Source organism: Micrococcus sp. iso_229 (assembly GCF_058072725.1).
On the sequence record NZ_CM176514.1, the window covers coordinates 583,276 to 607,239 of the forward strand.

General features: G+C 73.8%; 20 protein-coding genes. 4 read left to right on the plus strand and 16 right to left on the minus strand.

The window, feature by feature from the left end; all coding sequences use genetic code 11:
* Position 1 precedes the first annotated feature (1 nt).
* A complete protein-coding gene (gene pth, locus AC3RKA_RS02725; protein ID WP_049158521.1) occupies positions 2 to 577 on the plus strand; it encodes an aminoacyl-tRNA hydrolase in 576 nt (191 codons plus the stop codon).
* Between the two features lie 44 nt (positions 578 to 621).
* On the opposite strand, the gene AC3RKA_RS02730 is transcribed toward pth, so the two are convergent.
* Entirely contained in the window at positions 622 to 1,284 is a 663-nt protein-coding gene (locus tag AC3RKA_RS02730) for an arsenate-mycothiol transferase ArsC (RefSeq protein ID WP_489727458.1), read from the minus strand.
* A complete protein-coding gene (locus AC3RKA_RS02735; RefSeq protein WP_049158520.1) occupies positions 1,281 to 1,808 on the minus strand; it encodes a DUF2505 domain-containing protein in 528 nt (175 codons plus the stop codon). The genes AC3RKA_RS02730 and AC3RKA_RS02735 overlap by 4 nt, the downstream gene beginning before the upstream one ends.
* 186 nt (positions 1,809 to 1,994) lie before the next feature.
* On the opposite strand from AC3RKA_RS02735, the gene AC3RKA_RS02740 reads away from it, so the two are divergent.
* Positions 1,995 to 3,053 (plus strand): MauE/DoxX family redox-associated membrane protein, encoded by a 1,059-nt coding sequence (locus AC3RKA_RS02740; protein WP_049158519.1) that lies wholly within the window; start codon positions 1,995 to 1,997, stop codon positions 3,051 to 3,053.
* Positions 3,050 to 6,706 carry a transcription-repair coupling factor gene (gene mfd, locus AC3RKA_RS02745; protein WP_489727459.1) on the plus strand — a complete coding sequence of 1,219 codons (3,657 nt, stop codon included), beginning with the start codon at positions 3,050 to 3,052 and terminating at the stop codon, positions 6,704 to 6,706. The genes AC3RKA_RS02740 and mfd overlap by 4 nt, the downstream gene beginning before the upstream one ends.
* Before the next feature lie 6 nt (positions 6,707 to 6,712).
* Here mfd and AC3RKA_RS02750 read toward each other — a convergent pair whose 3' ends face one another.
* From AC3RKA_RS02750 to AC3RKA_RS02785, 8 genes are all read right to left on the minus strand, one after another.
* On the minus strand, positions 6,713 to 7,045 hold the full coding sequence (locus AC3RKA_RS02750; RefSeq protein WP_222959009.1) for a PqqD family protein: 333 nt from the start codon (positions 7,043 to 7,045) through the stop codon (positions 6,713 to 6,715).
* On the minus strand, positions 7,035 to 7,922 hold the full coding sequence (locus AC3RKA_RS02755; protein ID WP_102708174.1) for a nucleotidyltransferase family protein: 888 nt from the start codon (positions 7,920 to 7,922) through the stop codon (positions 7,035 to 7,037). The genes AC3RKA_RS02750 and AC3RKA_RS02755 overlap by 11 nt, the downstream gene beginning before the upstream one ends.
* 628 nt (positions 7,923 to 8,550) lie before the next feature.
* Entirely contained in the window at positions 8,551 to 9,492 is a 942-nt protein-coding gene (locus tag AC3RKA_RS02760) for an arsenate-mycothiol transferase ArsC (RefSeq protein ID WP_489727460.1), read from the minus strand.
* A complete protein-coding gene (locus AC3RKA_RS02765; RefSeq protein WP_489727461.1) occupies positions 9,489 to 10,556 on the minus strand; it encodes an acyltransferase family protein in 1,068 nt (355 codons plus the stop codon). The genes AC3RKA_RS02760 and AC3RKA_RS02765 overlap by 4 nt, the downstream gene beginning before the upstream one ends.
* Positions 10,557 to 10,634: 78 nt before the next feature.
* Positions 10,635 to 10,940, minus strand: a complete 306-nt coding sequence (locus AC3RKA_RS02770; protein ID WP_098471326.1) for a hypothetical protein — start codon at positions 10,938 to 10,940, stop codon at positions 10,635 to 10,637.
* Positions 10,941 to 10,998: 58 nt separating this feature from the next.
* A complete protein-coding gene (gene deoC, locus AC3RKA_RS02775; RefSeq protein ID WP_036334234.1) occupies positions 10,999 to 11,688 on the minus strand; it encodes a deoxyribose-phosphate aldolase in 690 nt (229 codons plus the stop codon).
* A 20-nt stretch (positions 11,689 to 11,708) separates the two neighbouring features.
* Positions 11,709 to 13,439 carry a phospho-sugar mutase gene (locus AC3RKA_RS02780; protein ID WP_489727462.1) on the minus strand — a complete coding sequence of 577 codons (1,731 nt, stop codon included), beginning with the start codon at positions 13,437 to 13,439 and terminating at the stop codon, positions 11,709 to 11,711.
* Positions 13,439 to 14,284, minus strand: coding sequence for a purine-nucleoside phosphorylase (locus AC3RKA_RS02785; RefSeq protein WP_002854392.1), 846 nt, complete (start codon positions 14,282 to 14,284; stop codon positions 13,439 to 13,441). Before AC3RKA_RS02785 ends, AC3RKA_RS02780 begins: the two co-directional genes overlap by 1 nt.
* A 73-nt stretch (positions 14,285 to 14,357) precedes the next feature.
* Here AC3RKA_RS02785 and AC3RKA_RS02790 point away from each other — a divergent pair, with 73 nt between their 5' ends.
* Positions 14,358 to 15,788: an NAD(P)H-quinone dehydrogenase gene (locus tag AC3RKA_RS02790; protein ID WP_080983876.1), complete on the plus strand. Its 1,431-nt coding sequence runs from the start codon at positions 14,358 to 14,360 to the stop codon at positions 15,786 to 15,788.
* A gap of 117 nt (positions 15,789 to 15,905) precedes the next feature.
* On the opposite strand, the gene AC3RKA_RS02795 is transcribed toward AC3RKA_RS02790, so the two are convergent.
* From AC3RKA_RS02795 to AC3RKA_RS02820, 6 genes are all read right to left on the minus strand, one after another.
* The gene (locus tag AC3RKA_RS02795) at positions 15,906 to 17,351 is read right to left on the minus strand and encodes an MFS transporter (protein ID WP_065573287.1); all 1,446 of its coding nucleotides are present in this window, start codon (positions 17,349 to 17,351) and stop codon (positions 15,906 to 15,908) included.
* Positions 17,352 to 17,522: 171 nt separating this feature from the next.
* Positions 17,523 to 19,379 carry an acetyl/propionyl/methylcrotonyl-CoA carboxylase subunit alpha gene (locus AC3RKA_RS02800; RefSeq protein ID WP_065573286.1) on the minus strand — a complete coding sequence of 619 codons (1,857 nt, stop codon included), beginning with the start codon at positions 19,377 to 19,379 and terminating at the stop codon, positions 17,523 to 17,525.
* A 164-nt stretch (positions 19,380 to 19,543) separates the two neighbouring features.
* Positions 19,544 to 20,239 carry a Maf family protein gene (locus AC3RKA_RS02805; protein WP_248073928.1) on the minus strand — a complete coding sequence of 232 codons (696 nt, stop codon included), beginning with the start codon at positions 20,237 to 20,239 and terminating at the stop codon, positions 19,544 to 19,546.
* The gene (locus tag AC3RKA_RS02810) at positions 20,236 to 21,924 is read right to left on the minus strand and encodes a DUF885 domain-containing protein (RefSeq protein ID WP_248073926.1); all 1,689 of its coding nucleotides are present in this window, start codon (positions 21,922 to 21,924) and stop codon (positions 20,236 to 20,238) included. The genes AC3RKA_RS02805 and AC3RKA_RS02810 overlap by 4 nt, the downstream gene beginning before the upstream one ends.
* A gap of 35 nt (positions 21,925 to 21,959) precedes the next feature.
* The gene (locus tag AC3RKA_RS02815; RefSeq protein WP_248073924.1) at positions 21,960 to 22,253 is read right to left on the minus strand and encodes a hypothetical protein; all 294 of its coding nucleotides are present in this window, start codon (positions 22,251 to 22,253) and stop codon (positions 21,960 to 21,962) included.
* Complete coding sequence (locus AC3RKA_RS02820) at positions 22,250 to 23,833, minus strand: acyl-CoA carboxylase subunit beta (RefSeq protein WP_222959020.1); 1,584 nt, start codon at positions 23,831 to 23,833, stop codon at positions 22,250 to 22,252. The genes AC3RKA_RS02815 and AC3RKA_RS02820 overlap by 4 nt, the downstream gene beginning before the upstream one ends.
* Positions 23,834 to 23,964: the final 131 nt, after the last annotated feature.

Consider the following 23,964-nt stretch of genomic DNA (forward strand, 5'->3'; position numbering starts at 1 on the left):
CGTGACGACGGGGACCACGCTCATCGTCGGGCTCGGCAATCCCGGGTCCGAGTACGAGCGCACCCGTCACAACGTCGGCCAGATGGTGGCGGATGAGCTCGCCTCCCGCATGGGGGTCGGGTTCACCCGCCACCGGGCCGGCGCCGTGGTGGCCACGGGTCGCCTCGGCATCGGGGGACCGCGGGTCGTGCTCGCGAAGTCCACCGGCTACATGAACGTCTCCGGCCGCCCCGTCTCCGCGCTGGCGTCCTTCTACGGGATCGGCCCCGAGGACCTCGTGGTGGTCCATGACGAGCTGGACATCTCGTTCGACACCCTGCGCCTCAAGCGCGGCGGGGGAGAGGGCGGCCACAACGGCCTGAAGTCCATCACCGCCTCGCTGGGCACGAAGGACTACGCCCGCGTGCGCGTCGGCATCGGCCGACCCCCGGGCCGCATGGACGTGGCCGACTTCGTGCTGCGCCCCTTCACCAAGCCCGAGCAGGACGTCCTGCCGCTGCACGTGGACCGCGCGGCGGACGCCGTCGAGAAGCTCGTCACGGACGGGCTCGAGCCCGCCCAGCAGGCGTTCCACTGAGCCTCCCGCCCCGCGGCGTGCTCGACGGGGGCGCAACCCCACGCTCAGGGGGTCGGGCTCACGGCGCGGGCCAGGGCGTCCGCGATGGTCTCCAGGGCGGGATCCATGATCTGGATCATCTCCGCGTACCCCTCCACCGGCCCGCGGAACGGGTCCACGACGTCGAGGGGCTGGGCGGTCAACCGGGCGAGGGCCCGGTGGCGGGCCGCCTCCGCGGCGAAGGCGCGCACTCCGCGACCGGCGGGGATCCAGTCCCGCCCGTCCCGCTGGTCCATCGCGCGGACCAGCGCCGCGAGCTCCAGCACGGTGAACATCCGGGTGACCGCCTGCGGCACTTCATGGAGTGCGAAGCGCATGTGCTCCTGAGCCGCGGCCAACACGAGATCCGCCTCCGCCACCATGAACGGCTGCAACGCGGCGGGCCGGTGGCCTTCCAGCCCGGTGACGCCGGCCTCGGCGCCAAGCCGCACGAGCGGCGGGGGCACTCTCAGGGCCTGGTTCGGCTGGGAGCCGGCGCTGCCGACCTCCACCCGGCCGGGGACCAGAGCCGCCAGCCGACCCTGCAGGGCCCGGCTCGCATAGGCCGAGCGGCACACGTTGCCGGTGCACACGATGAGCACGGCGTCCGGCGCCGGCAGCGCCCGACGTCCCCGCCGGGCCGGCGGGGACGGGCTCGACAGCGCCGGGCGACGGGAGAACGAGATCAACCGCGCGCGGCTCCGCCGTCACGCTCGAGCCACGAGGACAGCGCCCGGGCCTGGCGATTGACGACCTTGCCCACCATCGGCTCGGCCTTCGCCGCGAGCTTCGAGCCCACCAGCGGGATCCGGCAGACGAGGGTGCCGTCCACGGAGAACTGGGAGCCCTCACCGGCGGCGGTCAGACGGAGGGAGCCGTCCGCCGTCGCCTTGGCGGAGGGCACCGTGATGGTGGTGGTGCCGGCGCGGGAGCCGTCCGCGGCAGGCGCGTCCCACCGCTCCACCTGCTCCACCTGGAGGGCGGAGCCGATGAGCTTGCGGGCCATGTCCGGGACACGATCCGGGATACGGTCCGTGGGCAGGGAGCGCACGGCGGTGACGGTCATCGCGCCCTCCGGGGAGCCCTCGACGGAGAACGAGACCAGGGAGCCGCCGAAGGACTCGACCACGGAACGGTGGAAGTCCTCGGACGCCAGGGCGGCTGCCACGGCCGCCGGCGGGTGCGGGATGGACTGCTGAGCGGAAAAGGCCACGGTGTCTCCTCGGGGTCAAGTCGGGCCGCGCCCGGCGGGCCGTGAGAGGGCCTGCACCGGTTCGCCGACGGCGATGGGCGTCCATCCCTCACCTTATATGCTGGCCTCCGCGACCCGGGTCCCGTGCACGGCGCCGGGACCGGCCGCGCGACCCCTCGTGAACCCCCCCTGGAAGGTGTGTCCGCCATGTCGGCACTCTGGGCCGTGGCCCTCATCCTGATCCTGAGCGGGACGGCGAAGCTCCGTTCCGGCGAGGACGTGCAGGCCACGTTCACCCGGCTCAGGGTGCCCCGCCCGTTCGCGGCCCCCGCCCTGGCGCGCGCGTTCCCCTGGCTCGAGCTGCTGCTCGCCGCCGCCCTCCTGCAGCCCTTCACCCTGCTGCGTCCCGTCGTCGGCCTGGTGGCCGTGGCCCTCTTCGCCGCCTTCCTCGCGCTCGTGGTCCGGGCCCAGGACGACGGCGTCTCGTGCGGCTGCTTCGGCGAGGCCTCGGCCGCCCCGATCTCCCGCACCACCGTGGTCCGCAACGTCGTCTTCCTGGCCCTCGCCGTCCTGGCCCTGGCCGAGGGGATCGTCTCGCTGGCGGTGCACGGCGCGGGCCTGGCCTGGCAGCCGCTCACCGCCTTCGGCGCCGGGGCGTGGGCGTGGGCCCTGCTCGTGTCCGTGCTGCTCGCGACCGCCGCGTTCCTGGCCGGGCGCGAGTCTGTCCCGGCCGCGCCCGACGCCGCCCCGGCGACGCCCGAGGCTGAGGCCGCCGTCGACCCGGCCGACGGCGCCGAGCCCGAACGCCACCCGTTCCCGGACGCCGTCGTGGTCGCGGACGGCGAGTACACCGGTCTGCACCGGCTGGTCGCGGACGGGGCCGTGGTGGCCCTGCGCCTGTCCACGGGGTGCGGCTCCTGCGCGCGGGTGATCGACCGGCTGGACGAGTTCAAGGACGCGCTCGGGCCGGTCCGGCTGCGGGTCCTCATGCCCCAGCACGCCCCCGGCGCCGAGGGGGCGATCCACAGCGGCGCCGTCGACGCGTCGCTCGTGCTCGCCGACCCGGCCGGCGCCGCCTCGCAGGCCCTCGGTCTGCACTCGTTCCCCACCGCGGTGCTGCTCGGCACGGACCTGCTCACCGCCGGCGGCCCGGTGGGCGGCGCCGACGACGTCCTCGCCTTCCTCGAAGAGATCCGGGAGATCATGACCACCGAACTGCCCGCCGCCACGGACGGCTCCACCGTCACCCCGGAGGTCCGCGCATGAGCGTCCCTGAGACCACCCCCGTCCTCGCCCCGCTGCTGCCGCGCCTGCGCGCCGAACGCGTGCTCGAGGCGGCCGCCGCCTCCGCCGCCCGGCCGCTCGAGTCCCGGGGCGTCGAGCTGGAGATCGGCCTGCCCGACGGCGCCCGCGCGCCCCTGCTGACCGTCCTGGCCGAGGCGCTGGCCGAGGGCCACGGCGAGCGCGCCGCCGTCCTCGTGGTCACCGCGACCACCCGCGAGGCCGAAGACCTCGTGACCGACCTGGCCGCCTGGGCCCCCGCCGGCGCCGCCGCGCTGTTCCCGTCGTGGGAGACGCTGCCCCACGAGCGCCTGTCCCCGCGCTCGGACACCGTGGGCGCACGCCTGGCCGTGCTGCGCCGCCTCGCCCATCCCGAGGAGCACGCGGAGGGCCCGCTGCGCATCGTCGTCGCCCCCGTGCGCGCCGTGCTGCAGCCCCTCGTGGCCGGGCTCGGCGAGCTGAGCCCCGTGACCCTGCGGACGGGGGAGGAGCGGGACTTCGACGGCGTGGTGGCCGCGCTCGCGGACGCCGCCTACTCACGCGTGGACATGGTCAGCCGGCGCGGCGAGTTCGCCGTGCGCGGCGGGCTGATCGACGTGTTCCCGCCCACCGAGGACTACCCCGTGCGCATCGAGTTCTTCGGCGACGAGGTGGAACAGATGCGCTGGTTCTCCGTGGCGGACCAGCGCTCCCTCGAGGACACCACGGAGGACGGCTCGGGCCACCCCTCCGAGCTGTACGCGCCCCCGTGCCGCGAGCTGCTCATCACGGACCACGTGCGCCGGCGCGCGAAGGAGCTGATCCCGGTCATGCCCGCCGCCGCGGACATGCTGGACCGGATCGCCGAGGGCGTGGCCGTGGAGGGCATGGAGTCCCTCTCCCCGCTGCTGGCCGAGGCCATGACGTCGCTGCCCCGCATGCTGCCCACCGGGTCGCTGACCGTCCTCGTGGAGCCCGAGCGCCTGCGCGGCCGCGCCGACGACCTGCTGGCCACCAACGAGGAGTTCCTCCAGGCCGCGTGGGCCGGCGCCGCGCAGGGCGCGGTCGCCCCGGTGGACGTGGCCGGGGCGGACCAGTCCGCCGCGGGCGGCTTCCTCACGGTGGCCGAACTCCGCGCGGCCGCGCTCGAGCAGGACCAGGGGTTCTGGTCCGTCACCGCGCTGGTCTCGGACGACGAGCTGCTGCCCGACGCCGACACCCTGCGCGCCACCCTCGGCGTCCCGCAGACCTTCTCGGGCGACATCGAGGCCATGGTCGCGCACACCCGCGTCCGGCTCGCGGAGGGGTGGCATGCCGTGGTCCTCACCGACGGCCCCGGCTCCGCCCGCCGTCTCGCCGAGCTCACCACGGAGGCCGGCCTCACGGCCTCCGTGGTGGACGGGCCCCTGCCCGCGGACCTCGCCCCGGGGCGGGTCTCCATCGCGACGGCGCCCGTCGGCTCCGGCTTCACGATCCCGGACGCGCAGATCGCCCTGATCACGGAGCACGACCTCTTCGGCCGACACCGCACCGCGGGCACGCGCGCCCCCGGAGCGCGGCTGGCCCGGAAGCGGCGCAACGCCGTCGACCCGCTGACCCTGCAGCCCGGCGACCACGTGGTGCACTCCCAGCACGGCATCGCCCGCTTCGTGGAGCTGCAGCGCCGCAAGGTCACCGGCGGCCCGCGCACCGCCCCCGGCGCCGAGGAGTCCTACCGCGAGTACCTCGTGCTCGAGTACGCGCCCTCGAAGCGCGGCGCCCCCGGCGACCGGCTCTTCGTGCCCACCGACCAGCTCGACCTGATCTCCACCTACGTGGGCGGGGAGACGCCGTCGCTGTCCAAGATGGGCGGCTCGGACTGGGCGCAGACCAAGTCCAAGGCCAAGCGCGCCACCCGCGAGATCGCCGGCGAGCTCATCCGCCTGTACTCGGCCCGCATGGCCTCGCGCGGCCACGCGTTCGCCCCGGACACCCCGTGGCAGGGCGAGCTGGAGGAGGCGTTCCCGTTCATCGAGACGCCGGACCAGCTGACCACCATCGAGGACGTCAAGAAGGACATGGAGGCGGCGGTCCCCATGGACCGGCTCGTCTCCGGAGACGTCGGCTTCGGCAAGACCGAGGTGGCCGTGCGCGCCGCGTTCAAGGCGGTGCAGGACGGCAAGCAGGTGGCCGTGCTCGTCCCGACGACGCTGCTCGCCCGCCAGCACCACCAGACGTTCTCCGACCGGTTCGCCGGCTTCCCCGTGAAGGTGGCCGCGCTCTCCCGGTTCCAGACCGCCAAGGAGTCCAAGGAGGTCGTCGAGGGGCTCGCCCACGGCGAGGTGGACGTGGTGATCGGCACCCACCGGCTGCTCTCCGACCAGGTGCAGTTCAAGGACCTGGGCCTGGTGATCGTGGACGAGGAGCAGCGCTTCGGCGTCGAGCACAAGGAGGCGCTGAAGAAGATGCGCACCAACGTGGACGTGCTCGCCATGTCCGCCACGCCCATCCCGCGCACCCTCGAGATGTCCCTCACCGGCATCCGCGAGACCTCCACGCTGGCCACCGCCCCGGAGGAGCGCCACCCCGTGCTCACCTCGGTGGGCCCGTACTCGGACCAGCAGGTCACCGCGGCTATCCGCCGCGAGCTGATGCGCGAGGGCCAGGTGTTCTACGTGCACAACCGCGTCACCACCATCGACAAGGTGGCCAAGCGCATCGCCGAGCTGGTGCCGGAGGCGCGGATCGCCGTCGCCCACGGCAAGATGAGCGAGGCCCGGCTCGAGCAGATCATGGTGGATTTCTGGGAGCGGAAGTTCGACGTGCTCGTCTCCACCACGATCATCGAGACCGGCCTGGACATCGCCAACGCGAACACCCTGATCGTGGAGGACGCCCACCGCTACGGCCTCTCGCAGCTGCACCAGCTGCGCGGCCGCGTGGGCCGTGGCCGCGAGCGGGCGTACGCGTACTTCCTGTACGACCCGCAGAAGCCCCTGGGCGAGGTGGCCCTCGAACGCCTCAAGGCCGTGGCCACCCACAACGAGCTCGGCGCGGGCATGCAGCTGGCCATGAAGGACCTCGAGATCCGCGGCGCCGGCAACCTGCTGGGTGGCGAGCAGTCCGGCCACATCGCCGGCGTGGGCTTCGACCTGTATCTGCGGATGGTGGGCGAGGCCGTGGCCGACTTCAAGGGCGAGGAGGACACCGCGCCCGCCGAGGTGAAGGTGGAGCTGCCGGTCAACGCCCACCTGCCGCACGACTACGTGCCGGGGGAGCGGCTGCGCCTGGAGATGTACCGCAACCTCGCCCAGGCCGCGGACGACGCCGCCGTGGACGCCGTGGTGGAGGAGCTCAAGGACCGCTACGGCCCGCTGCCGGAGCCGGTGGAGGCGCTCGTCGCCGTCGCCCGGTTCCGCAACCGGGCCCGAGCCGCGGGCGTCACCGAGGTCATGCTGCTGGGGCAGAACGTGAAGTTCGGCCCCGCCGCGGACCTGCCGGAGTCCCGTCAGATGCGCCTGACCCGCATGTACAAGGGCGCGCAGCTCAAGCCGGCCCTGAACGGCGTCCTCATCCCGCGTCCCAAGACCAAGCCGGTCATGGGTCAAGACCTCGTGGACGTCCCGCTGCTCGAGTGGGCGCAGCAGGTGGTCGACGCGATCTTCACGCCGGAGGGCTGAGACGGGTCAGGCCTTCCTCACGCGGACGAGGACGCCGTGCGCCTCGAGCATCTCAAGGAAGGCGTGGACGTCGGCCGCGACGTCGGCGGGGGCGAGGCCGAACGCCTCCGCGACCTGGACCGTGACGTCCGTCGTCGACAGCGGCGCCGGCGGATCCGCGACCAGGTCGTCCTCCGGGGTGCGGCCGCCCACGAGGACGTCCCAGATCACGTCGCCCGAGGCGCCCAACACCAGCGGCTGACCGGCTTCGAGCGTCATGACGGCGGCCTGGCCGCCGGCGATGCGGGCCCATGCGATGCCGGGGGCGAGCGCCCAGCCCTCGGTGGTCTCAACGGTCACGGCGCACCGCCCTCGTCCAGGCCCAGGCGGCGAGTGCGCCGAGCCGGGCGCGCTGCTCGCGCCACAGGTCCGCACGGGTGACAGGCCGGCCCAGGCGCATCTGCAGATGGGGGCGGTTCACCGGGATCGTGCGGGCCACGAGTTCGGCCCGCTCCCGCACCGTGGCGGCCGACCGCCACCGGGTGCGGAACAGCTCGAGACCGCTCTGGCTCTCGTGCAGCGCCGCGAAGAGGGCCAGCTGCCGGGTGTCGACGCCGTCGGCGGCCTCGCCCGTGGCGACGTGCCAGGCCGCGCCCGCGTCCAGCCGGTGGGCTTCCTCGCGCAGGGCGGCCCAGCTCTCGGCGGGGAGGGATGCCCGGATGTGCCGGACGTCGAGGCCACCGCGGAACGGGTCGCGGGCCGCGTGGACGATCACGACGAGCCGCTGGTGGCGCGGGCTCGGCACCGGGACGGGCCGGCCGGCGATCACGAGGTGGATGTGCTCGCTCCACAGGGCGTCGAAGGCCGTCTCGGGGGACGCTCCGAGGCCGGGGAAGAGCCGATGCACGTCCACATAGCCCAGCTGGTCGTGCCAGAGCGTGGCCGCGTGCTGGAAGATCGACCCCTCCGAGAAGGTGGCGACCGGTTCCCAGCCGTGGGAGCGCAGGAGCGCGGTGACGGCGGCGGCATCGGCCGGATGGACCAGCAGGTCCACGTCCGAACTGCGGCGGTGATCGGGGTAGACGCCGGGCTCGGTGGCGTAGCCCTTGACGTGCAGGCCGCGGATGCCGGCCCGGTCCAGCAGATGCGCGATGCGGGCGTGGGCGAGGCGGACGCGGACCTCGAGGTCCAAGGACGGCGGGGCGGCCGGTCGCTGTCCCGTCGCTCGTTCCCCCATGGCCGCGAGCTTAGTCCACCGGAAGGAGGGCCCGGTGGTGACTGTGCCGGATACCCGGTGCAAAGTGAAAGGGGATTCAGGTGGATTCGTGGACTGACGGCGCGAGACCCGCACGCTCCCGGGCGCTCCGTGCCGACGTGCCATCCATGAACGCGTGGCAGGACTGGCGATGAGCTGTGCGACCTGTCTAGATCCACCTGTAGAGTTCCATTCTCCATGTTCACCGAGCATGCCGTTCCCCGCGATCGTCCCCCTGCCGTAGGGCATCCCAGACCTGGACTGGTTGCGCTGGTGGGTGCGGATCGCGGGTTTCATCGGTCGTGTTGACTGCATCGCCCGCGGTCGGCTCAGTTGCCGCTCGCTCTGGTGCGGACGCGGCGGTGGAAGGTGGCCCTGCTCGTCACCGCCGCGGTGTGCGTCTTCCTCACGGGCTCCGCACCTCCATGGCGGGCTTGGCGTGCGCCGTCCTGTGGCTCTGGTCGACGCCGCAGATGGGGGTGGCGTCGTGCTCGTCCTCGCCATCCTCGGCGCCTACGCATTCTTAGGCTGCGCCTGTCCGCCCCCGGCTGCGCACCCCCTGCGCGTGGCAGTGGAGGCGGCGCTGTCCCCGATCTCTGAGGCCGGCCGGTCAGGCGCCCGTCGGGTCCTCGTCCTCCACGAGGTCCCCGTCCAGGGCCCGGGCGATCTCCCACGCCAGCAGCTCGACGATCGGCTGCGCGGTCTGCGCCATCGCGGCGTAGCCCTCGGCGGGGCCGCGGAACGGGTCCGGCAGATCCGCGTCCGGCTGCTCCCCGTGGGCGATCAGGCGGGAGCGCAGCTCCGCCAGCGCGGTCACGAGCGCGGTGACGCCCGCGCCCGGAGGGACCGCAGCGGCGAGCTCCTCGCCGTGGTCGCGCAGGAGGGTGCCGATGCCGAGGATCGTGAAGGTCCGGCGCACCGCGGCGGGGTCCTCGCGCAGCACCTCGTCCAGGTGGTCGTCCGTCGCGGTCAGCACGAGGTCCTGGCCCGCCAGCGAACGTCCGGTCAGCTGCTGCGGTCGATGGTGTGTCAGCGCGGCGCGGACGCGGCGGCTCGGCGCGAGGTCGAGCAGCGGTCCGGGGACGGTCAGCGCCTGGTTCGGCTCCGTGCCCGCGCTCGTGACCTCCGCGCGCCCCCGGTCGCCGAGCAGGGCGTTGAGCTGCGCCTGCAGCGCGTACTGCACGTAGGCGGAGCGGCAGATGTTGCCCGTGCACACGACGAGGACGCGGGCGCTCGGCAGGACGCCGGGGGCACTGGCGGCCGGTGAGGCAGGCGCGGCCGGCACAGGAGCCGCGGCGGTCTCGGGAGCCGCCGTGCGCTCGACCGGCGTCGCACGCTGCCGCGGCGCGGCGGGGTCGGCCGGGTGGGGGCGGAACGCCGAGCCGAGCCGGAACTCGGCGAGGCGATCCTCCCGCGCCGTGGAGGCCGCCGGGGCGCCGACGTCACCGCCGTCACCCGCCGGGTGGCCGCCGTCGCGGGCCGGCACCTCGAGCTCCTCCGGGGTCGGCGGCAGGAACGGATTGCGGATCGGGGGGCGATGATCCCTGCTCATGGGTGTGTCCTTTCCGAGGCGGTCGTGACGCGCGGCAGCGCGGACGTGACGGGGTGCGGGGGCTCCACGCGTCGCAGGCGGTGCACCGGGTACCAGCGGCGGCGCGCCCCCGTGAACGGCTTGGACAGGGGGGTGGCGAGCAGGGCGAGGCCTGCCACCCAGCTCAGGGCGAGCGCGAGGGCGAACTTGGCGAAGTTGTCCTCCACGCCGTGGCGCATGATCCACATCAGCACCCAGCCGTGCAGCAGCACCACCACCGTGCCCGTCCGGACCAGGGCGGTGATGACGCGGCGCAGGGCCTGACCCGTCCCGGTGCGTCGGGCGAAGGAGCGCAGCAGCCTCTCCACCATGGAACCGAACACGAGCACCATCCCCGCGGACATCAGGACGCCCACGGCGGGGGTGAGCACCGGCGTGCCGAAGCCGCCGAACTTGATGTTGGGCGGCTCCAGGCCCAGCCGGACCGCGACCAGCCCGAGCAGCACCAGGCCGACGCCGATGAGCGTCCGATGGCGCCGCACGTGCGGCTGGACGTGGCGGCGGAACATCTCGCCGCTGAGGACGAACAGCAGGCAGGGCAGGGCCAGCCCGACGCCCAGCGGCGTGCGGGCGATCGCGGAGTCCGGAACGAGGTGGGCCCACGCCAGCCCGGCCAGGCCCACCGCCCAGGCGACGGCGGACGGGAAGCGCTCGAGGAATCGGCGCAGCACCGTGGTGAAGAACAGGACGGAGATGAACCAGAACGCCCACCACGGGGGCTCCTGGTCCGCGCCCCCGTACCAGCCGGTGAGCATCAGGCGCCGCAGGAGGTCGGGGTCGTCGGCGAACCACGCGAACGCCGCCACGGACATGAGCGCCGCCCACACCAGATACGGCACCATCAGGCTCCGGAAGCGGCCCCGCACGTCCTTGGCCCAGGGGCGGCCGCGCGTCCAGAAGTAGCCGGTGAGGAAGAAGAACAGCGGCATCCGCCAGATCTCCAGGTACCGGCTGAAGGTGAGGTCCGTCAGGTACGCGTGACCCAGCACCACCGCCGCGATGGAGACAAGCCGAAGGGCGTCCACCCCCGTGTTGCGGGTGGACGCCCTTCGGCGCGTGGCGGCCGGACGACCGGTGTCAGCGATCCTCGACTCCGGGACGGCTCAGCGGTGCGCGGCGCCGGTCTCGACGGCGTGGGCGCCGGCGGCGGCGTGCTCGACGGCGGGACGGGTGTGGATGGCGGTGGTGTCCACGGTGTCGCTGCGGCCCAGGAACACCTGGGGGATCATGAAGGCCACGGTGGCCAGGGCCAGCGCGATCAGGCCGGGGACCCAGACCGACTCGAGCGACCAGAAGCCCATGGCGTAGAGGCAGCCGAGGAACACGCCGAAGGCGACGATGAAGGCGATCAGGGAACCCCAGACGCCGCCCACGTTGGAGTGGTCGATGGCCTTGCCGTTGCGGATCACGTGATGCTCCTTCGGTGCGGTCCCGGCCGGGGCGGACGCCCGGCCGAAGTGATGCGAGTCAGTCGGATCCCAGGATAGCAAGCGCGGAGCTGGCCCCGATCCGGGTGGCGCCGGCCTCGATCATCGCCAGGGCGTCCGCGCGGGTGCGCACCCCGCCGGAGGCCTTCACTCCGATGTCCTCGCCCACGGTGCGGCGCATCAGCGCGACGTGCTCGACGGTGGCGCCCGCGGTGGAGAAGCCCGTGGAGGTCTTGACGAAGTCCGCCCCGGCCTCGACCGCGGCCTCGCAGGCCAGGACGATCGCGTCGTCGTCCAGCAGGGCGGTCTCCACGATCACCTTGAGCAGCGCCCCGCCCTCACCCGCGGGGCCGCCCGCATGCGCGGCCTCGGCCACGGCGCGGACGTCCGCGACGAGCCGGGCGCGGTCCCCGGCGCGGGCCGCGGCGATGTCGAGGACCATGTCCACCTCGTCCGCGCCGGCGTCGATCGCCTGCCGGGCCTCGAAGGCCTTGACCTCCGAGGCGTTGGCGCCGAGGGGGAAGCCGATCACGGTGCAGGTCAGCACGTCCGAGCCCGCGAGCTCGGCGGCCACCAGCGGCACCCACACGGGGTTGATGCAGACGCTCTTGACCCCGGCCTCGCGGGACTCGGCTACGAGGCGGCGCACGTCCGCTTCCGAGGTGTCGGCCTTCAGGGCGGTCGCGTCGATGTACTTCGCCAGCTCGGCGGTGGTGAGGGAGACGGTCATGCCCACCAGCCTACCGAGGCTCAGCCGCCCACGAGGGCCGTCACCTCGGCCCGCAGCGCCTCGAGCCGCTCGGCGGCCGCGGCCGGGTCGGCGTCCCGGGTGCCGAGGTAGCACTTGAGCTTCGGCTCGGTGCCGGAGGGACGCACGAGCACGCGGGTGCCGGAGTCGGTGGCGAACAGCAGTGCGTCCGTGGGCGGCAGCCCGTCCCCGCCGGCGGCCAGGTCCCGGTGCACGGTGACCGGCTCGCCCGCGAGCGTGGCCGGGGCCTGCTGACGCAGGGCGGTCATGGTGCGGGCGATCAGGGACGGGTCCGCCACGCGGACCGAGACCTGGGCGCTGGGCATGGCGCCGGTGACCGCGTCGACGTCCGCCAGGGCGTCCGTCAGGCCGCGTCCCTGCGCCTTGAGGGCGGCGGCCAGCTCCGCGGCCATGAGGGCGGCCGTGATGCCGTCCTTGTCCCGCACCATGTCCGGGTCCACGCAGTAGCCGAGGGCCTCCTCGTAGCCGAAGCCGAGGTCCGGGGCGCGGGAGATCCACTTGAAGCCGGTCAGCGTGACGTGGTGCGTCACCCCCTTCGCCTCGGCCAGGGCGGCCAGCTGCGGGGAGGAGACCACGGAGTTCGCGGCGCTGCGGCCGGCCGCGTGCAGGGCCGGCATCGCGTGCGCGCCCAGCAGCGTCCCGACGGCGTCGCCCGAGAGCATCCGCCACGTACGGACGCCGTGCGCGTCGGTGACGGGCGCGGCCAGGGCCAGGCGGTCGGCGTCGGGGTCGTTGGCGATCACCAGGTCCGCGTCCACCTCGGCGGCCAGGGCGAGGGCGAGGTCCATCGCCCCCGGCTCCTCCGGGTTGGGGAACGCCACCGTGGGGAAGGCCGGGTCCGGGGCGGCCTGCTCGGCCACCACGTGGACGGGGCCGAAGCCGGCGTCCTCGAGCAGGCCCGGGACCACGGCGCCGCCCACCCCGTGCAGGGGCGTGTAGACCACGCGCAGGTCGCGGTGGCCGTGCCGGTCGTCGTCGAGCACGCCGAGGGCCGCCGCGCGGTAGGCCTCCAGCAGGTCCGGCCCGGCCACGGTCCAGCCGTCGTCGGCGAGCGGGATGTCCGCGGCCCACGCCGCGTGGTCGATGCGGGCGGCGATCTGCGCGTCCGCGGGGGAGACGATCTGCGCCCCCCGACCCGCCTCGTCCGTGAGACGCCCGCCGAGGTAGACCTTGTAGCCGTTGTCCGCGGGCGGGTTGTGGCTGGCCGTGACCATCACGCCGGCGTCCGCGCTGAGATGGCGCACCGCGAAGGCGAGCACCGGCGTCGGCAGCGGATCAGGCAGCAGGACGGTCTGCACACCCGCGGCCGTCAGGACGCCGGCCGTGTCCGCGGCGAAGGCGGCCGAACCGTGCCGCGCGTCGTACCCGACGACGGCCAGCGGCGGGGCCGCGTCCCGCCCGACGCCGTCCCACAGGTGGGCGGCCAGACCGGCCGCGGTGCGGCGCACCACGAGCCGGTTCATGCGGGACTCGCCCGGGCCCTCCTCCGCGCGCAGGCCGGCGGTGCCGAAGGCGAGCGGCCCGGCGAAGCGGGCGGCGAGCGCCGCCCGGGCGGCCGCGGCCTCCGGGCCGACGCCGGCGGCCGCGTCGAGCTCGGCGCGCAGGGTGTCCCGGTGCGCGGGATCGGGGTCCTCCGCCGCCCACCGCTCAGCCCGGGCGAGGACGTCCTCCGGCAGCGCGGCGACGTCGTCGTGCGGGGGATGCGCGGGCATCAGAGCCGCCCCACGATGTCCGCGAGCAGGCGCGCGATGCGCGGGCCGGCGGCCTGACCGGCCTCCACGACCTCGGCGTGGGACAGCGGCGTCTCCGAGATGCCGGCGCCGAGGTTGGTCACCAGCGAGATGCCGAACACCTCCAGCCCGGCGTGACGGGCCGCGATCGCGTCCAGTGCCGTGGACATGCCGACGAGATCGCCGCCGAGGGTGCGCGCCATCCGCACCTCGGCGGGGGTCTCGTACTGCGGGCCGGCGAACTGGACGTACACGCCCTCGCGCAGGGACGGGTCCACCTCGCGGGCGATCGCGCGCAGCCGCGGGGAGTAGAGGTCGGTGAGGTCCACGAACGTGGCGCCGGCGAGCGGGGTGGCGCCGGTGAGGTTGATGTGGTCCGCGATCAGGACGGGGGTGCCCGGGGCGATCTCCGGGTCCAGGCCGCCGCAGCCGTTGGTCAGCACCACGGTGCGCGCCCCGGCGGCGGCGGCGGTGCGGACCGTGTGCGCCACGGCCTGGGCGTCGCGGGACTCGTAGAAGTGCGTGCGCGAGCCGAAGACGAGGGCGTGCGTGCCGTCCGGCAGTCGGACCGAGCGGATCACCGCGTTGTGGCCGGGCACCTTCGGGGCGTGGAAGCCGGGCACCTCGGCCAGCGGCACGGCGGCGACCTCGTCGCCGATCAGGCCGGCGGCCTCGCCCCAGCCGGAACCGAGGACGACGGCGACGCGGTGCTCCGCCACGCCCGTCGCCCGGGCGATGGTGTCGGCGGCCGCGCGTGCCTCGGCGAAGCCCGGGTGGTCGCCGGTCAGGGGGGAGTCGGGGGAGGGGATGCTGGTCTGGTCGGTCACGTCGTGGAGTCTAGGCGGTGTCCCGTGGCCGCGGGCTAGGACTTTCCCGTCCGCGGCGGACACAATGGAGCCCGTGACCGAGGAAAACAGCACCTTCATCCCGTCCCTGACCATCATCGGCGGCGGCCCCGGCGGCTACGAGGCCGCCATGGTGGCCGCGAAGCTGGGCGCCCGCGTGACCCTGGTCGAGCGCCAGGGGGTGGGAGGCGCGGCCGTCCTCACGGACGTGGTCCCCTCCAAGACGCTGATCGCCGCCGCCGACTCGATGCGCCGCGTGGGCGCCTCCGTGGACCTGGGGGTGGACCTCGGCGGGGCCGAGGCCCACGCGGACATGGGCCGGGTCGGCCACCGCATCCTGAACCTGGCCCACGAGCAGTCCTCGGACATCCGCGCGGGCCTCGCGCGGGTCGGTGTCCGGGTGATCGACGGCGTGGGCCGCGTCGTCGGCCCCCACGAGGTGTCCGTCCGCGCCCTCGACGACGCCGACGCCGGCGCCGAGCCCGAGATCATCACCTCGGACGCGATCCTCGTGGCCGTCGGCGCGAGCCCCCGCGAGCTGCCCACCGCCGTCCCGGACGGCGAGCGGATCTTCAACTGGAAGCAGGTCTACAACCTCAAGGAGCTGCCCGAGCACCTGATCGTCGTGGGCTCCGGCGTCACCGGCGCCGAGTTCGCCTCGGCCTACAACCGCCTCGGCGCCAAGGTCACCCTCGTCTCCTCGCGCGACCGCGTGCTCCCCGGCGAGGACGCCGACGCCGCCGAGCTGCTCGAGAAGGTCTTCAAGGGCAACGGCCTCAGGGTGGTCTCCCGCTCCCGGGCCGAGTCCGTCGAGCGGACCGAGACCGGCGTGCGCGTGCACCTCTCCGGCGAGGGGGCCGAGGACACCCCGTCGATCGAGGGCTCCCACGCGCTGGTGGCCGTCGGTGGCGTGCCGAACACGGCGGGCCTCGGCCTCGACGACGTGGGCGTGAAGCTGTCCGGCTCCGGCCACGTGCTCGTGGACGGCGTCTCCCGCACGTCCGTGCCGAGCATCTACGCGGCGGGCGACTGCACGGGCAAGCTCGCCCTCGCCTCGGTGGCGGCCATGCAGGGGCGCATCGCCGTGGCCCACCTGCTCGGCGACGCCCTCAAGCCGCTGCGCCCGCACCTGCTGGCCTCGAACATCTTCACCTCGCCGGAGATCGCCACCGTGGGCGTCTCGCAGGCGCAGGTGGACTCCGGCCAGTACCAGGCGGACGTGCTGCGCCTGGACTTCCACACCAACCCCCGCGCCAAGATGTCCGGCGCGGAGGAGGGGTTCGTGAAGATCTTCGCGCGTCAGGGCTCCGGCACCGTGATCGGCGGCGTGGTGGTCTCGCCGCGCGCCTCCGAGCTGATCTACGCGCTCGCGCTCGCGGTCACGCACAAGCTGCACGTGGACGACCTCGCGGACACCTTCACCGTGTACCCGTCGATGTCCGGGTCGATCGCGGAGGCGGCGCGCCGCCTCCACGTGCGCATCTGACCCAGAGACGACTTTCGGTCGTGAGATAGGGCCCAACTCACGACCGAAAGCGTCCATTCCGCCGATGTCACGTTCGACAGTGCGGGCGGGGGCCCGGGCGGGAGGGGCTGGCCGGGGTCAGCGCGCGGCGCGGCGCTCGCGGGCCGAGGTGACGGTGTCGAGGTCCGTGTGTCGGGTCTCAGGGGAGAGCGCCAGTGCGATGACGGTGATCGCCGACGCGGCGGCCAGGTAGTAGCCGACGTAGGAGACGTCGAACTTCTGCACCAGCCAGGCGGCGATGAACGGGGTCAGCGCGGCGCCGAGGATCGAGGACACGTTGTAGGCGATGCCGGAGCCGGTGTAGCGCGTGTTCGTGGGGAACAGCTCGGGCAGCACCGCGGACATCGGCCCGAAGGTCAGGCCCATGAGCGTCATGCCCGTGGCCAGGAACGCCAGCATCAGCGGCACGTTCAGCTCCGCGCCCACGCCCATGTTCTCCGGCGAGAGCCACAGGCCGAACGAGAGGCCGAACAGCACCATGAGCACCGAGATCACGATCAGGGTGGGGCGGCGGCCGAAGCGGTCCGCCAGCAGGCCGGAGACCGGCACGAACGCCGCGAAGAACAGGATGCCGACGAGCTGCAGCACGAGGAACTCGGCGTAGGGGACGCCCAGGAAGCCGTTGGCCGGCTTGCCGATCGCGTAGGAGAGGATCCACGTGGTCATCAGGTAGAAGAGCACGTAGGTGGCGTACATGACGAAGGTGCCCAGGATCAGCTCCCACCAGTTGCGGCGGAACACCTCGCCCAGCGGCGCCTTCACGCGCTGGTCGCGGTCGAGGGCGCGCTGGAAGACCGGGGTCTCCTCGAGCTTGACGCGGACGTAGAGGCCCACGGCCACCATCACGATCGAGAGCAGGAACGGCAGGCGCCACACCCACGTGAGGAACGGGCCGTCGAGCACCGGGCTCGTGGAGTCGTGGTCGAAGCCGAGCACGAGCGTGAGGAACAGGCCGTTGGCCAGCAGGAAGCCGATCGGCGCGCCGAGCTGCGGCCACATGGCCGCCTGCGCGCGCTTGCCGTCCTTGGCGTACTCGGTGGCCAGCAGGGCGGCGCCGGACCACTCGCCGCCGAGCCCCAGGCCCTGGAAGAAGCGCAGCAGCGTCAGCATGGCCGGCGCCCACAGGCCGATCTGGAAGTACGTGGGCAGCAGGCCGATGAGGAACGTCGCGATGCCCATGGTCAGCAGCGAGCCGATGAGCGTGGTCTTGCGGCCCACGCGGTCGCCCAGGTGGCCGAAGACGACGGCGCCCAGCGGCCGGGCGACGAACGCCGCGCCGAAGGTGGCCATGGAGGCCAGCAGGGCCGTGTTGTCGTCACCGCCCGCGAAGAAGATCAGCGGGAACACCGAGACGGCGGCCGTGGCGTAGATGTAGAAGTCGTAGAACTCGATCGAGGTACCCACGAGCGAGGCGATGATGACCCGGGAGCGGGGCACCTCCTCCGCAGCGGCGACCGCGTCCGACGCGAGATCGGTGGTGGCGGTGGGGGCGCCCGGGTTCACGGGCGGGGTGGAGTGGGACATGGTGTCTCCCTGGTATGACGGGCACAGGGGGTCGCGATCGACCACGATGTGAGACGAAGATGCGTGTCAGGCTAGGCCTCATCACGCCGATCTGCGAGAGTCACGTCCCCTGCGTCCACCATGTGGAACCAGCCGGCGACGACGGCGCTCCCCGCCGTCGTCGCTGGCGGCTCACTCCGCGTCGGCGATGGTGGCGACCACCGTGCCGGCCGTGACCGTCTGGCCCGGCTCGACCTCGAGCCCGCTGACCACGCCCGCGCGGTGGGCCGCGAGCGGCTGCTCCATCTTCATGGCCTCCACGACCACGATCAGGTCACCCTCGGCCACGGTCTGGCCGTTCTCGGCGGCGACCTTCACCACGGTGCCCTGCATCGGGGCGGTCAGCGCGTCCGTGCTGACGGCCGCGGCCACCGGCGCGCCGCGCTTGCCGCGGGGCCGACGTCGTCCCGCACCGGCCCGCTGGGCGGCGCCGGAGATCGTGTGCAGGGCCTCGCCCCACGTGGGCAGGGTGACGTCCACACGCTTGCCGTTGACCTCCACGGTCACGGTGTGGCGCGCCTCGCGGGGGGCCGGCTCCGCCGGGGTGAGGGCGCTCGGCTCGATGTGGTTCGCGAACTCCGTCTCGATCCACCGGGTGTGCACCGAGAACGGCTCCTCCGAGCCGGCGATCTCGGGGGCGAAGGCGGGGTCGCTCACCACGGCGCGGTGGAAGGGCAGCACCGAGGGCATGCCGACGATCTCGGCCTCGCGCAGGGCGCGGGCGGCGCGCTGCAGGGCCTGGCGGCGGTCCGCGCCGGTGACGATCAGCTTGGCGACCATGGAGTCGAAGGCCCCGGAGACGGTCTCGCCCTCCACCACGCCGGAGTCCACGCGCACGCCCGGGCCGCTGGGCATGCGGAACGTGGTGAGCCGGCCGGGGGCGGGCAGGAAGTTGCGGCCCGGGTCCTCGCCGTTGAGGCGGAACTCGATCGAGTGGCCGCGGGGCTGCGGGTCCGTGTAGCCGAGGGCCTCGCCGCGGGCCAGGCGGAACTGCTCGCGCACGAGGTCGATGCCGGTGATCTCCTCGGAGACCGGGTGCTCCACCTGCAGGCGCGTGTTCACCTCGAGGAAGGAGATGGTGCCGTCCTGGCCCACGAGGAACTCGCACGTGCCCGCGCCGACGTAGCCGGCCTCCTGCAGGATCGCCTTGGAGGACTCCACGAGGCGGGCGTTCTGCTCGTCCGTGAGGAACGGCGCCGGGGCCTCCTCCACGAGCTTCTGGTTGCGGCGCTGCAGCGAGCAGTCGCGGGTGGAGATCACGACGACGTCGCCGTGCACGTCCGCCAGGCACTGCGTCTCCACGTGGCGCGGCTTGTCCAGGAAGCGCTCCACGAAGCACTCGCCCCGGCCGAACGCGGCCACGGCCTCACGGACCGCGGACTCGTAGAACTCGGGGATCTCCTCGCGCGTGCGGGCCACCTTGATGCCGCGGCCGCCGCCGCCGTAGGCCGCCTTGATGGCCACCGGCAAGCCGAACTCGTCCGCGAACGCGACGACCTCCTCCGTGCCGGTCACGGGGGAGGTGGTGCCCGGCGCCAGCGGGGCGCCGACCTTGGTGGCCAGCTGGCGGGCCGAGACCTTGTCGCCCAGCCGGTCGATCGCCTCGGCGGGCGGTCCGATCCACACGAGGCCGGCGTCGATCACGGCGCGCGCGAAGTCCGCGTTCTCGGAGAGGAAGCCGTAGCCGGGGTGCACGGCGTCCGCGCCCGCTCGCTCGGCGGCGTCGAGGATCTTGCCGATCACCAGGTAGGAGTCGGCGGCGGTCTCCCCGCCGAGGGCCACGGCCTCGTCTGCGAGCCTCACGTGCAGGGCGTCCCGGTCCGGCTCGGCATAGACGGCCACGGAGGTCAGCCCCTCATCCTGGCAGGCCCGGATGATGCGCACGGCGATCTCGCCGCGATTGGCGATCAGCACCCGGGAGAACCGGCGCTCCGCCGCGGGGTCGACGGGCGGGACGACCGAGGCCTGCGGTGCGTCGGCGATGCTCATGGGCGATGGACTCCTCGGACGATCACGGCTGGGGGTGCGGGCGCCACGTCCGGGGTCGTGCCCCTCACCCGGTGGGGCGAAGGGCGCGGGACGGCGCCGACTCTGACCAGCACCCTACTCGTTGTGGCGGAACCCTCCGAGGCACGCGGCCCTGTCGCGCCGGATCAGCGCTGCGCGTTGGAGGGTTCCCACAATCGGGTGAAGTCCTGACCCAGGGCCGCCGTGGCCCGCCGCAGCCACGCCACGGACAGTCCGATCACCGCGTTGGGGTCCCCGTCCACGCCGTCCACGAGGGCCGCGCCCGCGCCGTCCACCGTGAACGCGCCCGCGCAGTGCAGCGGCTCGCCCGTGGCCACGTAGGCCTGGATCTCGGCCTCGGTGACGGCGCCGAAGCGCACGACGGCGGACACCACGCCCGCCTCCGCGGCCACCCCGGACCCGGCCCCGGGCTCCGGCAGCACCAGGCCCAGCCAGTGGCCCGAGTGCAGCACACCCTCCCGGCCGGCCTGGGCGCGCCAGCGCTCGACGGCGACCTCGGGCTCGTGGGGCTTGCCGTGGGCGCGGCCCTCGAACTCGAACACGGAGTCGCAGCCGAGCACGAGCGTGGGCGCCTCGACGCCGGCGGCCGCCACCCGGGCGGCCACGTCGCGGCCCTTGGCCTGCGCCAGCAGGCCCGCCAGCTCCGCCGGCGACGGGTCACCCGCCGCCGCGCCCACGGCCGCCTCGTCCACCCCCGAGACGACGACGTGGAACGGCACCCGCGCCCGGGTCAGGACCTCCGCCCGGCCGGGGGAGGCCGAGCCGAGCACCAGCCGCAGGCCCGTGCCGGGGCCGGCCGCGCCGTCGTCGTGCGGGATCACGCGAGCGCCTCCCGCAGGGTGTCCAGGCCCATGCCGCCCAGGCGCAGGGCCCGCGTGTGGAAGCCCTTGAGGTCGAAGTCGGCGCCTTCGGCCTGCTCGTGCTCGGCGCGGATCTGCTCCCAGATGCGCTGGCCCACCTTGTACGCCGGCGCCTGCCCCGGCCAGCCGAGGTAGCGCGTGAACTCGAAGCGGCGCTGGCCCTCGGAGATCATCAGGTGCTTGGCCAGGAACGCGTAGCCCTTCTCCGGGGTCCACGCGCCGCCGCCCTCGGACTCGGGGGCGTCGAAGCCGCAGTGGTAGCCGATGTCGAACACCACGCGGGCCGCGCGCATGCGCTGCATGTCCAGCATGCCGAGGTGGTCGCCCGGGTCGTCGAGGAAGCCGAGCTCCTCCATGAGCTTCTCCGCGTACAGCGCCCAGCCCTCGCCGTGGCCGGACGTCCAGCAGAAGCTGCGGCGCCACAGGTTGAGGTTCTCCCGGTTCATCATGGCGGTGGCGATCTGCAGGTGATGGCCCGGCACGCCCTCGTGGTAGACCGTGGTGGTCTCCGCCCACGTGGTGAACTCGTCCTCGCCCGGGGGCACGGACCACCACATGCGGCCGGGCCGGGAGAAGTCGTCCGAGGGGCCGGTGTAGTAGATGCCGCCCTCCTGGGTGGGGGCGATCATGCACTCGAGCCGGTCCATCGGGGCCGGGATCTCGAAGTGCTCCTTCATGGCCTCGACCGCGTCGTCGGAGAGCCGCTGCATCCACGAGCGCAGGGCCTCGGTGCCCTTCAGGGTGCGCTCCGGATCCGCGTCCAGGATCGCGCGCGCCTCCTCGATCGTGGCGCCCGGCCGGATGCGTTCGGCGTCCGCCTGCTGCGCGGCGATGATGCGGGCCAGCTCCTCCTGGCCCCACCGGTAGGTCTCCTCGAGGTCGATCTCGGCGCCGAGGAAGACGCGGGAGGCCAGCCGGTAGTACTCGATCCCGACGCCGTCCGCCTCCGGGGCGTGCGGGCGCAGCTCGGCCTCGAGCGTGTCCGCGAAGTCGCGGTAGGCCTGCGCGGCGGCGTCCGCGCCGGAGCGGATGCGGGCGGCCAGGGCGTCGTCCACGACGTCGGCTGCCTCGGCCCGCTCGACCAGGCCCGGGAAGAACCCGCCCGCGGCGCCGTGGGCGCGGGCCTGCTCCACCACGATGTCCACCTGGCGCACCGCGGCCACGTGGCCGGCGTCGCGGGAGGCGAGCAGGGACTCGGTGTAGCCGCGCAGGGCGGCCGGCAGGTTCTCGAGGCGGCCGGCGATGTGGCCCCACTGCTCCGCGGTGTCCGTGGGCATGAGGTCGAAGACCGCGCGGATGCCCTGGGCGGGGGAGGCGATGTTGTTCAGTTCGGTGCGGCCGGTCGCGTGGATCTCGCGCTCCAGGCCGATGCGCTCCTGCATGGCCGCCTTCGTGACGCGGTCCGTCTCGTCCTGCGGCTCGAACGCGGCCAGCTCCTCGAGCAGGCGGGCGTTGAGCTCGTCGTCCGCGCGGGCGCCGGCGGGGGAGAAGTCCGTGTACTCGGTCTCCCGGCCCGGGAAGCCGAGCTCGGTGGCGGTGTCCGGATGCAGGGCGAGGAGGTCGGTCACGTAGCGCTCGGCGAGCGCGTCGATGGCGGACGGGGTGCGGGCGCCGTCGGCGGCGGCCTCGGAGGTGTGCTGGGTCATACCGGCACTCTAGGCGCTGCCGCCCGCCCGTCGGGTCACTGCGGGCCCGCGCCCTGACGCCACTGGCCGCGGCCGGGCCGGGCCCACAGGCCCAGGTCGCCGCGACGGCGGAGCGTGCGGTCCAGGGGGCGGGGGTCGGCGGCCTCGGCGGCGAGCCGGGCGGCTTCGGCCCGGGCCGCGGCGGCCGCCTCGAGGACGGCGGCCAGCGCGGCCATCTCCTCCGGCTCCAGCTCCGGGCCGCTGAGCTGCAGCGGGTCGGCCGGCGCCGGCGTGGCCTGCGTGGACGCGTCGTTCTCGTCCGGGGTGCCCGGACCCAGCGCGGCGCTCACAGCGGCATGTTCCCGTGCTTCTTGGCGGGGCGGGCCTCGCGCTTGTGCAGGGTGGCGCGCAGGGCACGGATGAGCTGGCCGCGGGTGGCGTGCGGGGGCACCACGGCGTCCACGTAGCCCAGCTCGGCGGCCTGGTACGGGTTGAGCAGCTCGGCCTCGTAGTCGGCCACGATCTCGGCCCGGCGCGCGTCGACGTCGCCGCCCGCCTCCGCCGTCGCCTTCAGGTCGCGCCGGTACAGGATGTTCACGGCGCCCTGGGCGCCCATCACGCCGATCTGCGCGCTCGGCCAGGCCAGGTTCAGGTCCGCGCCGAGCTTCTTGGAGCCCATCACGATGTACGCGCCGCCGAAGGCCTTGCGCGTGATCACGGTCAGCTTCGGCACGGTGGCCTCGGCGTAGGCGTAGATCAGCTTGGCGCCGCGACGGATGATGCCGTTGAACTCCTGGTCCGTGCCGGGCAGGAACCCGGGCACGTCCACGAGGGTGATGATCGGGATGTTGAACGCGTCGCAGAAGCGCACGAACCGCGCGGCCTTCTCCGAGGCGGCGATGTCCAGGGTGCCGGCGAACTGCATCGGCTGGTTCGCGACGACGCCCACGCTCATGCCGTCCAGGCGGGCCAGCCCGGTGATCACGTTGGGCGCGTACAGCTCCTGCAGCTGCAGCAGGTGGCCCTCGTCCACGATCGAGGCGATGACCGCGAGCATGTCGTAGGGCTGGTTGGCGGAGTCCGGGACGATCTCGTCCAGGGCGAGGTCCTCGTCCGTGGGCTCCGGGTCCGCGGCCTCGAAGGTCGGGGCCTCCGCGAGGTTGTTGGAGGGCAGCAGCTCGAGCAGCTCCTGCACGTAGGCGATCGCGTCCTCCTCCGAGGACGCCATGTAGTGGGCGGTGCCGGAGGTGGCGTTGTGCGAGCGGGCGCCGCCGAGGGTCTCCATGTCCACGTCCTCGCCCGTGACGGTCTTGATCACGTCCGGGCCGGTGATGAACATGTGCGAGGTCTGGTCCACCATCACCACGACGTCCGTCAGGGCCGGCGAATAGGCCGCGCCGCCGGCGGAGGGGCCCATGATCAGCGAGATCTGCGGGATCATGCCCGAGGCCAGGACGTTGTTCCGGAAGATGTCCGCGAACTGGGCGAGGGAGGCCACGCCCTCCTGGATGCGCGCGCCGCCGCCGTCGAGGATGCCGATCACGGGGCAGCCGTTGCGCGCGGCGAACTCCTGGACCTTTACGATCTTCTGGCCGTTGCGCTCGGACAGCGAGCCGCCGAACACGGTGAAGTCCTGGGAGTAGACGGCCACCTGGCGCCCGTCCACGGTGCCGAAGCCGGACACCAGGCCGTCGCCGGCCGGGTGCTTGGCGTCCATGCCGAACGCGGTGGTGCGGTGCACGGCCAGCCCGTCCAGCTCCACGAAGGAGCCCTCGTCCAGGAGGAGGTCGATCCGCTCGCGCGCGGTGTGCTTGCCGCGAGCGTGCTGGCGCTCGACGGCGTCCGGGCCGCCGGGCGCGGCCGTCGCCTCGAGCCGCCGATGCAGGTCGGCCAGCCGGCCGGCCGTGGTGGTCAGATCGGGATCGGTCACACGTCCTCCTTGTGGTGGTCCGCCAGATGCGGAGGCTCAGTCGGCCAGTGTACGGGCCGCCGCGGACGCCCTCCGTTGGAGGAAGCCCACAAACGGCGAGGACGTCGGCCCGGACCGCCCGTCCGCGCGCC

Excerpts from the sequence above, each read along its gene's own strand:
- AC3RKA_RS02740 (WP_049158519.1), top strand. The coding sequence starts at position 1,995 with ATGTCGGCACTCTGGGCCGTGGCCCTCATCCTGATCCTGAGCGGGACG.
- AC3RKA_RS02795 (WP_065573287.1), bottom strand. The coding sequence starts at position 17,351 with ATGTCCCACTCCACCCCGCCCGTGAACCCGGGCGCCCCCACCGCCACC.
- AC3RKA_RS02800 (WP_065573286.1), bottom strand. The coding sequence starts at position 19,379 with ATGAGCATCGCCGACGCACCGCAGGCCTCGGTCGTCCCGCCCGTCGAC.
- AC3RKA_RS02760 (WP_489727460.1), bottom strand. The coding sequence starts at position 9,492 with ATGAGCAGGGATCATCGCCCCCCGATCCGCAATCCGTTCCTGCCGCCG.
- AC3RKA_RS02755 (WP_102708174.1), bottom strand. The coding sequence starts at position 7,922 with ATGGGGGAACGAGCGACGGGACAGCGACCGGCCGCCCCGCCGTCCTTG.
- AC3RKA_RS02810 (WP_248073926.1), bottom strand. The coding sequence starts at position 21,924 with ATGACCCAGCACACCTCCGAGGCCGCCGCCGACGGCGCCCGCACCCCG.
- mfd (WP_489727459.1), top strand. The coding sequence starts at position 3,050 with ATGAGCGTCCCTGAGACCACCCCCGTCCTCGCCCCGCTGCTGCCGCGC.
- deoC (WP_036334234.1), bottom strand. The coding sequence starts at position 11,688 with ATGACCGTCTCCCTCACCACCGCCGAGCTGGCGAAGTACATCGACGCG.
- AC3RKA_RS02780 (WP_489727462.1), bottom strand. The coding sequence starts at position 13,439 with ATGCCCGCGCATCCCCCGCACGACGACGTCGCCGCGCTGCCGGAGGAC.